The organism is Roseovarius tolerans (assembly GCF_028885395.1).
Lineage (GTDB): Bacteria > Pseudomonadota > Alphaproteobacteria > Rhodobacterales > Rhodobacteraceae > Roseovarius > Roseovarius tolerans.
The window spans coordinates 419,109-432,088 of sequence record NZ_CP118494.1; the positions used below are offsets into that span (position 1 = coordinate 419,109).

Annotated in this window: 13 protein-coding genes, 1 tRNA gene and 1 pseudogene; 7 read left to right on the forward strand and 8 right to left on the reverse strand. The window is 62.1% G+C overall.

Translation table 11 applies throughout. From position 1 onward, the window contains the following. The 3 genes from PVU19_RS01935 to PVU19_RS01945 all read right to left on the reverse strand — a co-directional run bounded on the left by PVU19_RS01935 (position 1) and on the right by PVU19_RS01945 (position 3,783). Positions 1-1,284 (reverse strand): ABC transporter substrate-binding protein, encoded by a 1,284-nt coding sequence (locus tag PVU19_RS01935; RefSeq protein WP_050662279.1) that lies wholly within the window; start codon positions 1,282-1,284, stop codon positions 1-3. Between the two features lie 92 nt (positions 1,285-1,376). Next, on the reverse strand, positions 1,377-2,753 hold the full coding sequence (locus tag PVU19_RS01940; RefSeq protein ID WP_235575745.1) for a hypothetical protein: 1,377 nt from the start codon (positions 2,751-2,753) through the stop codon (positions 1,377-1,379). Next, positions 2,746-3,783 carry a hypothetical protein gene (locus PVU19_RS01945; RefSeq protein ID WP_050662277.1) on the reverse strand — a complete coding sequence of 346 codons (1,038 nt, stop codon included), beginning with the start codon at positions 3,781-3,783 and terminating at the stop codon, positions 2,746-2,748. The genes PVU19_RS01940 and PVU19_RS01945 overlap by 8 nt, the downstream gene beginning before the upstream one ends. Positions 3,784-3,905: 122 nt before the next feature. On the opposite strand from PVU19_RS01945, the gene PVU19_RS01950 reads away from it, so the two are divergent. The 6 genes from PVU19_RS01950 to PVU19_RS01975 all read left to right on the forward strand — a co-directional run bounded on the left by PVU19_RS01950 (position 3,906) and on the right by PVU19_RS01975 (position 7,039). After that, positions 3,906-4,790, forward strand: a complete 885-nt coding sequence (locus tag PVU19_RS01950) for a carbon-nitrogen hydrolase family protein (RefSeq protein WP_050662276.1) — start codon at positions 3,906-3,908, stop codon at positions 4,788-4,790. A gap of 84 nt (positions 4,791-4,874) precedes the next feature. Beyond that, the gene (infA, locus tag PVU19_RS01955; protein ID WP_005978431.1) at positions 4,875-5,093 is read left to right on the forward strand and encodes a translation initiation factor IF-1; all 219 of its coding nucleotides are present in this window, start codon (positions 4,875-4,877) and stop codon (positions 5,091-5,093) included. A gap of 14 nt (positions 5,094-5,107) precedes the next feature. Continuing rightward, entirely contained in the window at positions 5,108-5,686 is a 579-nt protein-coding gene (locus PVU19_RS01960) for a Maf family protein (protein WP_050662275.1), read from the forward strand. Beyond that, a complete protein-coding gene (locus PVU19_RS01965; protein ID WP_050662274.1) occupies positions 5,683-6,708 on the forward strand; it encodes a ribonuclease E/G in 1,026 nt (341 codons plus the stop codon). Before PVU19_RS01960 ends, PVU19_RS01965 begins: the two co-directional genes overlap by 4 nt. After that, the gene (locus PVU19_RS01970; protein WP_050662273.1) at positions 6,705-6,887 is read left to right on the forward strand and encodes a DNA gyrase inhibitor YacG; all 183 of its coding nucleotides are present in this window, start codon (positions 6,705-6,707) and stop codon (positions 6,885-6,887) included. Before PVU19_RS01965 ends, PVU19_RS01970 begins: the two co-directional genes overlap by 4 nt. Before the next feature lie 77 nt (positions 6,888-6,964). Further along, positions 6,965-7,039 (forward strand) — tRNA-Phe (locus tag PVU19_RS01975). 355 nt (positions 7,040-7,394) lie between these two features. Here the strand turns inward: PVU19_RS01975 and PVU19_RS01980 are convergent. Together PVU19_RS01980 and PVU19_RS19430 are read right to left on the reverse strand one after the other, a co-directional pair. Then, complete coding sequence (locus tag PVU19_RS01980) at positions 7,395-7,919, reverse strand: hypothetical protein (protein WP_147434216.1); 525 nt, start codon at positions 7,917-7,919, stop codon at positions 7,395-7,397. A gap of 77 nt (positions 7,920-7,996) precedes the next feature. After that, positions 7,997-8,254, reverse strand: coding sequence for a hypothetical protein (locus PVU19_RS19430; RefSeq protein ID WP_274789925.1), 258 nt, complete (start codon positions 8,252-8,254; stop codon positions 7,997-7,999). Here PVU19_RS19430 and PVU19_RS01990 point away from each other — a divergent pair. After that, positions 8,135-9,375: pseudogene (locus PVU19_RS01990) on the forward strand (IS1380 family transposase). The gene PVU19_RS19430 and the pseudogene PVU19_RS01990 sit on opposite strands and share 120 nt — an antisense overlap. A gap of 347 nt (positions 9,376-9,722) precedes the next feature. Here PVU19_RS01990 and tnpC read toward each other — a convergent pair. The 3 genes from tnpC to PVU19_RS02005 all read right to left on the reverse strand — a co-directional run bounded on the left by tnpC (position 9,723) and on the right by PVU19_RS02005 (position 12,849). Continuing rightward, on the reverse strand, positions 9,723-11,138 hold the full coding sequence (gene tnpC, locus PVU19_RS01995) for an IS66 family transposase (RefSeq protein WP_274789764.1): 1,416 nt from the start codon (positions 11,136-11,138) through the stop codon (positions 9,723-9,725). Positions 11,139-12,226: 1,088 nt separating this feature from the next. After that, positions 12,227-12,646 carry a DUF5681 domain-containing protein gene (locus PVU19_RS02000; RefSeq protein WP_274789873.1) on the reverse strand — a complete coding sequence of 140 codons (420 nt, stop codon included), beginning with the start codon at positions 12,644-12,646 and terminating at the stop codon, positions 12,227-12,229. Next, positions 12,643-12,849: a hypothetical protein gene (locus PVU19_RS02005; RefSeq protein ID WP_274789874.1), complete on the reverse strand. Its 207-nt coding sequence runs from the start codon at positions 12,847-12,849 to the stop codon at positions 12,643-12,645. Before PVU19_RS02005 ends, PVU19_RS02000 begins: the two co-directional genes overlap by 4 nt. Between the last annotated feature and the right edge of the window lie 131 nt (positions 12,850-12,980).

Genomic DNA, 12,980 nt, shown 5'->3' on the forward strand with positions numbered 1-12,980 from the left:
TCAGAACGCCTGCGTGGTGTAGTCGACCATATCGGGATAGGCCGAATCCTCGATCGCGGTGGTATGAACGCGGGTCAGCGTGCCGTTCTGCACCTGACTGATATACTGATGTCCAAAGACCTGATGGGTCTTGCCGTTGAACCGCTTGGCCCCTTGGGGGTGTTCGCGGGAGTGGGGCATGTCGGTCATCGCCTCGACCGCCTCGATCAGTGCGGCGCGGTCTTGCGGCCCGCGATAGCCCGCCGCCTCCATGCCCGTCTTGATCACGTGCAGCGTCTCCCAGCAGCCGAACATGTGGCCGTAGGTCGACACATCCGCCGGATCGTTCACCGAGGCCCCGCGTGCATCGACGCCCACCGCCTCGCGATAGAATGTCTCATGCGCGCTTTCGTCGGGCTGTTGGTGGCGGCACATGCCTTCCCAGAAATGGCTGCCTTCGAGGAAGTCGAGGCCGGGGCTGTCGATAGCCACTGCCTCGAGACTGTCGATAAAGCCGAAAAGCTCTGGCCCCTGCCCGCCGAAGAATTCACCCAGTTCCTTGACGAAGGTCAGCACCGCAGGCCCAACCATGACATGGTAGAGCACTTCGGTGTCGCGCGGGATCTTGGGGAAGTACTTGGTAAAGGAGGTCTCGGAGGGCGGAATGGCGATCTTGGCCAAAACCTCGCCGCCTTGTGCCTCGATGGCCGGGGCGAGGGCATCGCGGTGGTCATAGCCAAACCCGTAATCCGGAAAGATCATCGTGACCTTCTTGCCCAGCGTGTCGGTGATGAACGGGGCCATGGCGATGACCTGACTGCGCACGTCCGTGATGCCCGGCTGCAAGGTGTAGCGGTTGAGCATGCCCGACGAGACATGCGTGCCCTCCGAGACCACGAAATAGGGCAGTTTCAACTCGCCCGCGCGCGGGGCGGAGCCGATCACCACATGGCTGAACAGCGTACCGAAGCCCACGTCGCAGCCATGCTGATTGGCGAATTTCTCGACCACCTCGGCCCCGCGCTTGGGGTCGGTGCCGTCATCCTCGGCGATGATCTCGATGGGGCGACCATTGATGCCGCCGCCCGCGTTGATCAGCCCAACGGCGGCCTCGGTGGCACGACCATACCAGCGCCCATAGGCCGCGCCGATGCCGGTGCGGTGCTGCTGAAACCCGATGCGGATCGGCTCGGCGGTTTGCGCATGGGTGTAGCGGGCCCAAAGCGGCAGGGTGGCGGCAGCGGCCCCGCCTGCCAGCGTCTTGAGCGCGCCGCGACGGGTGGCGGTTTTGGTCGGGGTGGTCATGGGCGATCCTCCGATCAGTCAGAACTAGGGCCGCAAAGCCCGGTTGGGCGCAAATTGCGCAACAGCGGCCTGCATGTCCAGCCCTTTAGCCATCAGGCCCCGCGCGGCGTGGCCAAGAGCCACAGGCCGAAGACGGTATAGGCCACCATAAAGAGCGCAAGCGGGGCCTGCGCCAGTGCCGCGCGCCGCGTGCTCTGCCCGGCGCGGACGGCGATGGCATGGGCGAGCAGCAGCGCGATCACGTGCCCTGCGACCACCACCCCGGCCTGCGTCATCCAGATCAGTCGCACCGGGCCGGGGCTGTTCAGAAACCCCGCCGTGACATGGACATGCCCCGCGCCCAGCGTCTCGGACAGCCAGCCCAGCACATATTGACCGTCGAGCAGAAAACTCGTCAGGTAATGGGCGATGTGATAGGCCAGCGCGATCGGCAGGAGCGTCGGCGCAAAACGGCGGATCAGCAGGCCCGGCCCCGCCCGCTCACCCGCCAGCCGCGCACCAAGCCAGAGAAAGGCCGCAAAGACCGCGATCAGCCCCAGGTTGGTGAGCAGCAGCCCCAGCAAATTAGACCCGATCACCGCCGAACGGCCAGGAAACTCCAGCGGGTTGAGGCCAAGCCAGCCCATCCACAGAAAGGTCTCGTTCAGCCCGTCGAAACTGCCACTCCCCAGAAGGATCAGCATCAGCACCGCAAGGCTGAGCGACGGCATCGGGCGGGCCAGTACCTGCCAGCCCGGCAGGCCGAGGACCAGCCGCCCACGCGCTCGGCCCAAAAGGCCCATCCGCGCATAGCTGCGCATCAGGAGTGTGATTCCCTCGGCGCGCAAGAGCCATGGGCCACCAAAGAGCAGGATCCCGACCATGTGGCCCGCCCAATAGACCGCAACCGTTACTGCCAGCCGCGCCGGATCGGCGGGGGCGGGGTCAGCCAGCAGAAAGCCTGCGAAAGCGAGGAAACTCAGCACTCCGGGCCAATGCCCGAGTGCCTTTGGATAGCGCAGGGGCGCGCGACTTCTGGTGACCCTCGCGACAAGCGCGGCCATGCCCGACCATGGGTTGATCCAGCGCCAGAGGTCGCCGATCAGCCCCTGAAGACTGACCAGCGCGATCCAGAACACCACCCAGATGCTCAGCGATAGCGGGTTGAGCATCGGATCGCGTGGCCCCGACAAGCCCCGCCAGATTAGCCACAACAGGACAGCGGTTGCCACAAGACTGAGAATATGTCGGGGCCTTGGCGGCGAGACGGCCAACGGCAGAGGCCGAAAGATCGCCCCTGCCACCCGGCCCGGCAATACCGCCAATAAGGCCACGGTCAGTGCCACGGTGGCCCCGCCCGCCGCGATATAGACATCCGTCGGCAAGAGCAGGACGAACCCCTGCTCTGAGGCGTGCGCCCATGCGGCGCTGGCCAGGATCATCAAGGTGATCGCGCTTGAGACGGCCAGAACCATGGATCTTTCAGCCACCGCAAATTCCCTGAAGCCGCAACCAGTCTGCGTCGCTCAGGATCGGCGGCGGCGGCTCTGCTCCGCGCGCGAACGGGTCGGCCTCGATCAGCGACAAGACAGTTTCGCCGGTGATGTCGCGCGCGTAAGCATACGGGGCCATGCGCACTTGCCAATGGGCAAATCCTTCGAGCAGCGCGGCATCGGGTGGTGGGTTGGGCGGCGATTTCAACAGCGTTTCGGCATGGGCGCGCAGGGTGTCGTCGGTCAGTTGTCCGGTCGCCAGCAGGCGCAGGCTCGCCATCGCGCCGCCATCGGTGAGCAGGCGGTGCAGCGGGTCGCGGGCCTCGGCGCGCAGGTAGGCCGCGATGATGTGGCCCGCGACGACGTCGGGCTCGTCATGATCCTCGACCAGATCGGCGTTGATCATGACCGTTCCGCCGGGCAGACGCAGGGTGTCTTCGACGCCGCTGCGCACCATCATGAACCGCACGCCGCCTGTGCGCGGGGGCAGGCGACGCGCCAGCGCAGCCAGCGCGGCGTTGCCGCCTTGCGCACGGCAGGCGGGACCTGTGGCGCGCTGCAAATGGGTGATAAGCGCCTGGCCGATCTCGGCGCGTTTGACTGCCGGCACCACCCGCAGCGCATGGTCCCGCGCGGCACCTGGCAGCCAAAAGAGGCCCATCAGGAGCACCGCCAACACGCTGGCCAGTACGCCGTAGAGCCGCAGCCGTCCGGGGCGCGGGCGTTGCCGGGCAATCGCATTGCGCAGGGTTTCGATGGCCGCGATCATGTCGGTCTCGTTCTGGGGCAGTTCCAGCGTCTCGCCGGGGTCGCCATCGGGGTGATAGATCGCCGGTGTCTGCCCCGGATTGGCCCGCGCGATGGCGGCAATCGACCAATGCGCCTGCACCCGCTCGCGCATGTCGGTGATGGTCAGCGTCGCCTCGCCCACCGACACGATCACGTCGATGCGCTGCGCCTCTGCGTCGGCGCGCCAAAGGCCCGCCGCTTCGAGCCGCTGGTATTTGCTGAGTGCCGTTTTTGCCATATGTAGGGCTGCCCTGCCTCGATACGACAAGTGATAGCACGGTTGCGCGCAAGGCGGCAATCGCTCGACGTGCCCTTGCAGAGCGATTACAAGAGCGCCACCTGCTGCATATGAGGAATTCGATGAAAATCGCGACCGCCGCCTATCCGCTCGATGCGCTGACCAACTGGGCCGACTACGCCGCCAAGATCACCGAGTGGGTTGCCGATGCCGCAGGGCAGGGGGCCGATCTGGCGGTCTTTCCCGAATATGGGGCGATGGAGCTGGCGATGCTCGACGGGCCGGAGGTGGCGGGCGATCTGGAACGCTCGCTGCATGCGGTCTCCGGCCGGATTGCCGATGTGGATGACCTGCACAGCACTCTGGCCGTGCGGCACGGGCTGCACGTTCTCGCGGCCTCGGCCCCGGTGTTCGATCCCGGTCTTGGCGCCCGCCCGGTCAATCGCGCGCGGCTTTTTACTCCCTCGGGAGGCTGCGGTGTTCAGGACAAGCAGATCATGACCCGGTTCGAGCGCGAGGACTGGGATGTTGTTCCGGGCGGGCCGCTGCGCCTGTTCGACACGAGCCTCGGCAAGATCGGCATCCTGATCTGCTATGACAGTGAATTTCCCTTGCTGGGTCGCGCCCTGCAGGACGCGGATATGCTCCTCGTGCCCTCCTGCACCGAGGCCCTCGCCGGATATTGGCGGGTGCGCATCGGTGCGATGGCGCGCGCGCTCGAACTGCAATGTGTCACCGTTATGGCTTCGACCGTGGGCGACGCGGAATGGTCCCCGGCCGTGGATGAGAACACCGGCATGGGCGGCATCTTCGGCCCGCCCGACACGGGCTTTCCGCAGTCGGGCGTCATTGCCGAAGGCGCGCTCAACAGACCGGGATGGACACTGGCCGAGGTCGACCTCGCGCGCGTCGCGCATGTCCGCGCGGATGGCGTCGTGCTCAACCGCCGCCACTGGGCCGAACAGAGGGGCCGCGACATGCAGGTCACATCTACACCGCTCGGGTGAATATGCCCTTGAAAAAAACGTTAAAGAGGCTCATTTACTAGCGCGTTCCGCAAAACAGGCGGAAAGCCAAAGCAAGGAGAGACCATGGCCAAGGAAGACACGCTCGAATTCCCCGGTGTCGTCAAGGAACTCCTGCCGAATGCGACATTCAGGGTCGAGCTTGAGAACGGCCATGAGATCATCGCACATACGGCAGGCAAGATGCGCAAGAACCGCATCCGCGTTCTGGCAGGCGACAAGGTGCAGGTTGAGATGACCCCGTATGATCTGACCAAGGGTCGGATCAACTACCGCTTCAAGTAAGCGTCTGATTTTTCATGCGTTTCATTCTCGGATCGGGCAGCCCGCGCCGCAGGGATCTGTTGGCGCAGATCGGCGTAGTGGCGGATGATATCCGCCCGCCCGAGATCGACGAGACCCCCGCCAAGGGGGAATTGCCCCGCCCCTACTGCGCCCGTATGGCGCGAGAAAAGGCGTGGGCGGTCACGGCGGAGGACGACGATATCGTGCTCGCCGCCGATACGACCGTGGCCCTGGGTCGCCGTATCCTGGGCAAGCCCGAGTCGGCGGCGGAGGCCGCTGAGTTTCTGCTCGCCCTTTCGGGCCGCCGTCACCGGGTGATCACCGCCGTCGCGGTGCGACGTGGCGCGCATATCTGGGAGCGCGACGTGGTGACTGCCGTGCGGATGAAGCGCCTCTCGGACGAGGAGCTCAACGCCTATCTCGCCTCGGGTGACTGGCAGGGCAAGGCGGGCGGCTATGGCATTCAGGGCCCCGCCGGGGCGCTGATCCCGTGGATTTCGGGCTCGTTCACCGCCGTTGTCGGCCTGCCGCTGGCCGAGACCGCCGGGCTTTTGCAGGCCGCAGGCTATCCCCTCTGGAAGGACACCCAATGACCGCGCGCACCATCGCCCTCGATCATATCGGCGGGGCCGAGGCCGCCGCCCTTATGGTGGAGGGCAGGCTCGACGACCTGCTGATCGATTCGGACCAACCCCGCCCCGGTGCCATCTACCGCGCCATCGCCGACCGACCCGTAAAGGGACAGGGCGGCATGTTCCTGCGCACCCCCGATGGCTCGGCGTTCTTGCGGCAGGTCAAGGGCCTCGCCCCCGGTCAGCCGCTGCTGGTGCAGGTGACGGGCTATGCGGAACCGGGCAAGGCGCTGCCGGTGACGACGAAACTGCTCTTCAAGAGCCGCTATGCCATTGTCACGCCGGATGCGCCGGGGCTGAACGTGTCACGGTCGATCAAGGACGACGACCTGCGCGACACCCTGTTGCAGATCGCGCATGCGGAAATGGGTGAGAGCGATTTGGGCCTGATCCTGCGCTCGGCCTGCGCCGTGGGGGACGCAGACGAGATCGCCGAGGACATTCGCACCATGCACGATCTGGCCCGCGCGGTGCTGGCCGATGCTGCCGGGCGCGAGCCTGAAAAGCTGACCGAAGGCGATGGCCCGCATGCCCTCGCCTGGCGGGATTGGGCAGAGCCCTCGGAGGTGATCACCGATGTAGGCTGCTTCGCCACGCTCGACGTGCTTGATCAGGTGGACAGGCTGAGCGACGCGCAGGTGCCCCTGCCCGGTGGCGGCTCGTATTTCGTGGAGCCGACACGCGCGCTGGTGGCGGTGGATGTAAACACCGGCGGGGATGCCAGCCCTGCCGCAGGGCTCAAGGCCAATCTCGCCATGGCCCGCGACCTGTCCCGGCAATTGCGCCTGCGGGGTCTGGGTGGTCAGATCACGCTCGACCTCGCGCCGATGCCCAAGAAGGACCGTCGCACATTCGAGACCAGCCTGCGCGCGGCTTTCCGCAAGGATGCGACTGAAACCGCCCTTGCGGGATGGACGCCCCTCGGCCATTTCGAACTGCAACGCAAACGCGACCGCCTGCCCCTGACCGATGTGGTGACATGACCTGCCCGATCTGCCGAAAGCCTGCCGATACCCGCTATCGCCCGTTCTGCTCGAAACGCTGCGCCGATGTCGATCTGGGCAAGTGGTTCAGCGGCGATTACGCCGTGCCCTCCGCCGATCCCGAGGATGTCGAGGCGGCCATTGAAGCTGTTGATCAAGAGCCGCAAAAACCCCATTGATTTTTGCGCATACCCTCTGGACACCCCGCCCCGCCTCGCCTAGAACGCATCCACCCGAAGGCCCCGCCTTCTCCCGTGCCCGGGTAGCTCAGGGGTAGAGCAGTGGATTGAAAATCCTCGTGTCGGTGGTTCGATTCCGCCCCCGGGCACCATTTAAATCGCGTAAGTTATTGTATTATATAGATAAAGACGACATTAGGTGTTGAAGTATCCCCCTAATTATACACCCTTTGCCTTGCGCTTACGGCCTCTTTTATAGTCGGGAAAAATAAATTGCACCTGATACGCCAGCCGATGCCCGAGCCGTGAAGGCGTCCGCAGTTTCGCCCGGTTCGCGTTCAAGCCCGCCGCCACCCATCAGCAGCGCCGCGCCCGGCTCGCACGTTGTGGCGTCGCAAAGGAAAATCACGGTAGGGCCAGCGCTCGTTTTTTGATGATGGGCTTCGAGGCGGTCTAGGCGTTTTTGAAGGGGGTTCATCCTTTCAGTCGCACTTCGGCTTGCATAAATTATAAACTATTCAGCCTTTGCAGGAATGCATTTGTAACAGCCGACGGCACTACAAAGACACCGCTGTCACGTCGGCCATAAACTCTAATTTCATAATCAGTTGATGACATTGACGCCAGTTGAGCCAGCGGAACCGTAAGTAAAAAGTGTTCCTCTACGGTCACAATCGCTCCTATTGAATCCACTTGTCGGTCTACCTCTGAAAAGGCAAATTCATAGTTATCTTCTCCAATAGCTGAACTATAAAAACCCCACTCAGTGCGTGTTGCGACGACATAGAGACGGACGAACCGCAATTCGCCATCGTCATCCAAGGATGCTTCGTAAGCAAGTTTTACGGGAAAAGTATCTGTGAAACCTTGTCGGCTTAGATACAGAGGGCTCCTAATTGTAGTCTCACCACTAAATCTGTCTGTTTCAATAGAGATATCCTCAGCAGCAGAATTGATCGAGGTTGGTGCGGTCTCAACGCACGCAGTCAAAAAAAGAGCCAAACCAATCAATATTCCTATTCGAGTTTTCATTGTTGATACCCTTTATCCCGCATTCCCCAAGTAAATTGACGTTTTCACCCCTCTGATGGTCAGTAATGTGTTATATTTCAGCATGTTAATTGAGCTTGAGGTTGCGGATAATGGATCACCCAGAGGGTGCAGGCGAAACGGGCGATGGGCGGCTTGGTTTTGACCGCCGGGTGCGGCTGGAATTTCTTGGCACGCAGCTCAGTTCCGACGGCGGTCTGCTGGTAATGCGCGAGTTGGATGACGTGCTCGGGCTGTCTGATCTTGCGTCGGGTGCGCTCAATGACAACCGCCGTGGCAAGAACACTGTTCACCGAATTGACGGGCTTTTCCGACAATCAGTTTACGGGCGGCTGGCGGGAATGTCAACGATGCTGACCGTCTCGCCCTTGATCCCGTCATGCGCCAGGTTGTGGGTGGACGCGCAGTCGATGCGCACGCCGCCTCAGCCTCGCAGATGGGGCGGTTCGAGACCGAGACGCTGGCTATGCCAGAGAACCGGGAAGCGCTGGCCGATTTGAATAGCCAGTGGATTGACCGCTTTCATGACCGCAACGGGCTGAAGTACATCGTGCTGGATATGGACAGTTCCGTCAGCCCGACCCATGGTGATCAGGAAGGCACGGCCTGGAACGGGCATTTCGACTGCACCTGCTATCATCCGAACTTCCTGTTCAACCAGCTTGGCATGCTGGAACGCTGCGCCCTGCGAAATGGGAATGTCCACAGCGCGGACGGTTGGCAGGATGTGCTCGACCCGGTGATCGCCCGATACGCCAAGCGTGACCTCATGCGTTTCTTCCGCGCCGATGCCGCCTACGCGATCCCCGCGATCTACGAGCGGCTGGAGGAAGGGGACTATTTCTACGCCATCCGACTGCCCTCCAATGCCGTTCTGCGTTCAAGGATCGCGCACCGAGTGACCCGACCCGTGGGGCGTCCGTCGCTGACCAAGGTCAAGCGGTTTTACGAGGACTTCCAGTACCAGGCCGCGTCATGGGGTAAACCGCGTCGGGTCATCGCCAAGATCGAATGGCATCCGGGCGAGCTGTTCCCCCGCGTGGGCTTCATCGTCACCAATCTGCCGATGGACCCGGACTGGGTGGTTCGGTTCTACAACCAGCGCGGAACCGCCGAGCAGCACATCAAGGAGGGCAAACACGCCTTCCGCTGGACACGGCTGTCGTGCAAGCGGTTCCGCGACAACGAGGTGCGGCTGCAACTGCACGCACTGGCCTACAACCTGGCTACCTTCCTGCGCCGCATCGAACTACCCGAAGAAATGGCCGACTGGTCGCTCACCAGCCTCCAACTCAAGCTGATCAAGACAGGGGCCCGCGTTGTGCGCCATGCCCGGGCAATCACCTTCCAGCTGGCCGAGGTCGCGGTCACAGGCCCCATGGTGCGCGCCATTCTTGCCGCGATCCACCGATTGCGAGCGCCACCCTCATGCGCGTGAAAAAAACCAGGCCCAAACCGAACGAAAGCGGCTGGACAGGTCCGCCTGCCGCGCTGAAAAACGCAGTCGTTGCCGCAGGATGACGCCGGTTCACGGCCCGATCCGCCCAAATCGGCGTCCTCGCACGGCAGTCGCGGCCATCACGAGCACAATACGCTTGACCCACTGGGCCCTGTCAGGCAATTTTCGCTTCAAGCGGCAGGCCATTTGGGGAATGTCGGGTTAGAATCATGCACGTTTCTTTGGTAATGAAAGAGGTAATTATGCACAATAAGTTCATCATGGCTTTGGGAACAACTTGTAACTCCCAAGCACCCTCTCCGATAAGGTTGTGCGGGGGGCTGCCTTCAGAGCCGAGCGATGATCTGAGATGGTGACAGGGTCAGGGTGTCGAGGACATTGAGCCCGTGTTTTCTGGCCGTCGAGATGACGGACCTGATGTCGGCGAAGACCTGCGCACCCTCAACTGTGCGGAAGGTGCCCGAGATTTTCATGCGCAGCTTCATCATGCGCAGGTCCTGTTCAGCCTGGTTGTTGGTGAAGGGGACTGCGAAGTCGGCGAGGAACCGCAGGACGTCGTCGCGGTAGTCACGCAGGCGGATGAGCAGGTTATGGCCTGGCCGCCTGGCTTGTCGGCCGCGGGTGCCGGGGCTTTTGGCCAGTGGGGGCTGACGTTCGTGGAAGGCGAGCCCTTCGGCGAGGATCGCCATGTATCTGGTGACGATACCCTGGCGAACCGGTTCCGGAAGTTCGGTCTCGCCTCGGTGCTGAGCCTCGCACCTGAGCTGATTGGCGCGGTTGAGCACCGCGCTCACCTCTCTCGCCCACGGCTCCTTTTCGATCTCTTCGATGGCCTTGAGTTCGCGCAAGTGATGCGCCCCGCAGAGGGCGTGGGCGTCGACCCCACTCATATGGGCGTAGTAGGGTTTCCAGTGATCATGAACGATCGTCCCGCCGGTCAGGAAGGTTGGAACGGCACCGCGCCTGGTGTCGATGCGGTAATGCGTGAAGGCGGTATCGCAGATCGAGTGCAGCCAGTGCAGCTTGCCGGCAACACGAAGTCCGGTCTCGTCCAGATGCCGAACGCCGCCTTTGGTGAGGCGGGCAAGAATGTGCTCGACCACGCCACCCAAGGTGTGCGCCGCGCGGTTCACCCAGTTGGTCACGCTGGCTGCGCACAGGCTGGTGGCCCCAAACAGGTCGCGCAGGAGCAGGCAGACCCGATCCTCGGGTATCAGCTGCTGAACATTGCAATAGACCGCCGCCGCCCGCATGCGCGTGCCGTATTGCACATGCGCGTTCACGCCATCGGGAAAGCCAGCCGTCGTCATGGCTCGACAATGGTCGCAACAATAAACCGCCGCCTGATGCTCGGTGACCTCCAGGCGCGGCGCGGGCAGGTCGAACACCTGACGCTTCTCCATCCCCTTCGTCATCTCCGCCGTCAGGGCGCGTTGACACGCGCCACAACGCGTCGCTTCATGCCGTTCGACAAAATCGGGTGTTGGCGTCTGGCGCAGGGTGTTGCCCCGGTGGCCAACCTGGCCGCCGCTTTTCTTGCCGGACTTGCCACGCAGGCTGCGCGGTGACGGTTTCTTCAGGCCATCACTCGAAGGGGGCTTGCTGCTATTGTTGCTGTTCTTGGCCAACTGTCGGCGCAGATCCGCGTTTTCTTCCGCCATGGTCGCCAACGCGGCTTCAAGCTCAGTGATCCTGCGCAGAGCCGTGGCGAGTTGTTGTTCAAGGGTGGTAAGCCGATCCATGCCACCACTGATTCAGAGAAATCGACCCGGCGCCACGGAATTCAGCCCGGAACGAAAACTTCACGCGCCGAATGGCAAATTGGACTCACCCCGAAACTGACAATAACCCCTACCGCGGGGGTGCTTGGGAGTTACAACAACTTTAGCGTTGGCTGCTTGTACGGATACGGCTTCTGAGCCAATTGTCACATCATTCAATGAGGCAAGCGTCGGCATCCAAATCCAACAAAGCACATTCGCGGTCATGACACCTGAGGCAGAGGCCGCAGCAGTGGCAAAGGCAGATGCAAGGGCGCAAGAGATCTGTAGCCGTGGTCCAAATAGGCGTGCTGAGCGGGCGAGTTCGCGTCAGGTTCCTGCTGGGGAATATATGATCTCCACCGAATACCTATATCTCTGCCTTAAGTAGCTTGAACGAAAAGTTGAAGTGGGCGGCGTCACGACGTCCACTAGCGCCGGAGCATTTTTACACGCAGTGAAGCGTAAACAGCACCCGCGACATGCCGGGTGAGGGGATGAACTAGCACTTAACTGCATTGGCCCTCATAAAGCAAAATAGGCCCCATGTTACCCTCTGTGCTTGTTGGTGGGTTCACAGTGTAGCCTGATGGACAAATCCCTTGTTGACCGACCCATTGCCCGAGCGCTTGCCTGTCTTGCTCACGTTGTTGCGAAGGATCATCAACAAGGCCATCAAAAGCATTGGCCAGAATCGCAAATCGAAAAGTAGTTTTCCCACTAGGGCTTCTGGTCACGGAACCTGAACCTGCCATCAAATCAAGCGCTGCACCTGGATTTGTCATAAGCATTGCATTGGGCGTGCATGCAGCCAAAGCCCAAACAGCAGTAGCACTGAGGGTGAGTGATATTGCCTTCAACGTGCGCCCTTTCAGTTTCCAACCTAAGATCAGTAATGCTGGCCAGTGTTAAAGCGCGGCCACCAACGCTTCGACTTGGCATTGTGCACGGGGGCAGCCAAGTGTCTAGGCCAGTCACCTCGAGGCATCCGGCTTTATACCTGACGCAAACTTGACAACGGAAATGAAAGCTTCGCAGTTCAACCGTCATCGATTCCTTATGTCCGTAAACTATAACGTCTCCTCCATGTACCGCAACCGGGCTTCCAAGTCCGATGTTTCCAGCGTCCGCCGGTAGGTTTCCACCAGCCCCATGATATGCGCGCCTTCGGTTGGGGTCAGGTCGCCATCGGCCACTGCGCCCAGCACCGCACCAGCGGCCTTTGCAGCATCTCTGGCGGTTTCCATGCGGGGCAGGTCGAAGGTCACGGCCACATCCTTTCTGGGCGGGGCGATGCGTTCAAGGCACAAGCGCAGCGCCGTTGCATCGCCGCCCAGCGCCATTGTCACGGCTTGGCGGGTCAGGGCTTCGGCTTCACCGTCCAGAAGCGCCAGCGCCGCTTGTGTCGCCTTGTGACGCGTGCCCTTGGGCTTGCCGGAATTGCCGGGGCCAAAGGTGCCATCCGTATTGCGTCCGCTTTTACGGGTCATATCGCCCCCTCTTCATCCGCCAAAGCCACCAGCGCTTCGAGGTCAGCATCGCAAAGGCTACGCGGAAAGGTGCCTTGTGCCTTTGCCGCCATGATGCGCGCGGCCATGTCGCGCGGAAGCCCTTTGAGGTCGAGCGGCACATCAGCATCAAGCGCAGGGCGGTTGCGTTCCAGTCTGGCAAGGCGCGTGCGTAAAATATTCATTCGGGTTGTTCCCATTGCCGTGTCATGCCGTTCCAAAGCCGCCCGTTCGGTCCGTGCTGTTCCGCTTCAGTAAGTCGCCGCCAGTCATCCAGTGAAACAATGCGGCCCGTCCATGTTTTGGGGGGCGGGGT

Coding starts and splice junctions, on each gene's coding strand:
- PVU19_RS01980 (WP_147434216.1), bottom strand. CDS start 7,919: ATGAAAACTCGAATAGGAATATTGATTGGTTTGGCTCTTTTTTTGACT.
- PVU19_RS02005 (WP_274789874.1), bottom strand. CDS start 12,849: ATGAATATTTTACGCACGCGCCTTGCCAGACTGGAACGCAACCGCCCT.
- PVU19_RS01945 (WP_050662277.1), bottom strand. CDS start 3,783: ATGGCAAAAACGGCACTCAGCAAATACCAGCGGCTCGAAGCGGCGGGC.
- tnpC (WP_274789764.1), bottom strand. CDS start 11,138: ATGGATCGGCTTACCACCCTTGAACAACAACTCGCCACGGCTCTGCGC.
- PVU19_RS01935 (WP_050662279.1), bottom strand. CDS start 1,284: ATGACCACCCCGACCAAAACCGCCACCCGTCGCGGCGCGCTCAAGACG.
- PVU19_RS01970 (WP_050662273.1), top strand. CDS start 6,705: ATGACCTGCCCGATCTGCCGAAAGCCTGCCGATACCCGCTATCGCCCG.
- PVU19_RS01950 (WP_050662276.1), top strand. CDS start 3,906: ATGAAAATCGCGACCGCCGCCTATCCGCTCGATGCGCTGACCAACTGG.
- infA (WP_005978431.1), top strand. CDS start 4,875: ATGGCCAAGGAAGACACGCTCGAATTCCCCGGTGTCGTCAAGGAACTC.
- PVU19_RS01960 (WP_050662275.1), top strand. CDS start 5,108: ATGCGTTTCATTCTCGGATCGGGCAGCCCGCGCCGCAGGGATCTGTTG.
- PVU19_RS01965 (WP_050662274.1), top strand. CDS start 5,683: ATGACCGCGCGCACCATCGCCCTCGATCATATCGGCGGGGCCGAGGCC.
- PVU19_RS02000 (WP_274789873.1), bottom strand. CDS start 12,646: ATGACCCGTAAAAGCGGACGCAATACGGATGGCACCTTTGGCCCCGGC.